Source organism: Mesorhizobium sp. M7A.F.Ca.US.011.01.1.1 (genome assembly GCF_003998295.1).
GTDB lineage: Bacteria > Pseudomonadota > Alphaproteobacteria > Rhizobiales > Rhizobiaceae > Mesorhizobium.
In genome coordinates this window covers 1-1155 of the sequence record NZ_RZRT01000181.1, presented here as the reverse complement: position 1 = coordinate 1155, position 1155 = coordinate 1, and the positions used below count along the sequence as shown (strand labels likewise).

The 1155-nt window shown below is 59.0% G+C and carries 2 protein-coding genes; both read left to right on the top strand.

The window, feature by feature from the left end; genetic code table 11:
- Positions 1-533: ABC transporter permease subunit (locus tag EOA13_RS37185; protein WP_127298050.1), on the top strand; the 533-nt coding region annotated here is incomplete at its 5' end.
- Positions 534-546: 13 nt separating this feature from the next.
- The coding region (locus EOA13_RS37180; protein WP_127298049.1) for an ATP-binding cassette domain-containing protein at positions 547-1155 on the top strand (609 nt) is incomplete at its 3' end.

Sequence of the window (1155 nt, the reverse complement as noted above, 5' to 3'; positions counted from 1 at the left end):
GGGGTTCCTTCCGGCAGAGTTTCGAGATGCTAAACTTCGCGCCGATCGGTCTGCCGGGTCTCTTCCTCGGCATCGCGCTCGTGACGCTATTCGCCCAGATCGGGCTTCCGAGGTCGCTCGTGACGGTGACCATCGCCCACGTGTTGTTCACGCTGCCGTTCTTCGTGGAAACGATGCGCTCCCGCATCACCTACTTTGACGAGTCGTTGGAGGAAGCGGCGCGCGACCTCGGTGCAAACCAGTTCCAGACGTTTCGGCTGGTTACGATCCCGATCCTGTTGCCGAGCATCGTCGGCGCGGCGATCCTGACTTTCGCGCTGTCGTTCGACGAGTTCATCATCACGGTCTTCGTCAGCGGCAATGACACCACCTTGCCGCTCTTCATCTGGTCCATGCTGCGCCGGACTGTCGACCCATCGATCAACGCCGCCAGCGTGCTGGCGCTGGTTCTGTCGATCCTGGTGTTGGCCGCCGGAGGCGCAGCCATGTGGATGCAACGCAAGCGCGCCGTCGCCGCTCGCATAACGGAATGACAGGGGAATTCAGATGAACAACATCGTAGAACTCAATGACATCACCAAGAAATGGGGCACCTTCACCGCCCTGGACAACATAAATCTCAACGTGAAGAAGGGAGAAATCCTCACGTTGCTCGGACCTAGCGGATGCGGAAAGTCGACGCTCATGCGTATCGTCGCGGGCTTTGAGAATCCAACGGTCGGTCATGTAGTGATCAATGGAAAGGACGTCACCGCCATTCCGCCGGAGCGCCGCCCCGTCAACATGGTCTTCCAGCGATACGCCTTGTTCCCACATCTCGACGTGTTCGACAATGTCGCGTTCGGCCTCCGCCTCAAAGGTCATTCCAAGGATCAGGTCAACGACGAAGTGGACCAGATGCTCAAGCTCGTGCAGCTTCAGGACTTCAGGAGCCGCTGGATCGGTGAAATCAGCGGCGGACAGGCGCAACGTGTCGCTTTGGCGAGAGCCCTCGTGAACAAGCCCGAAGTGCTGCTGCTCGACGAGCCACTCGCGGCGCTCGACCTCAAAATCCGCCATCACATGCTCGAGGAACTCAAGCGAATCCATACTGAGACCGGGACGACGTTCATCTACGTCACGCATGACCAAGACGAGGCGATGATCCTATCCGAC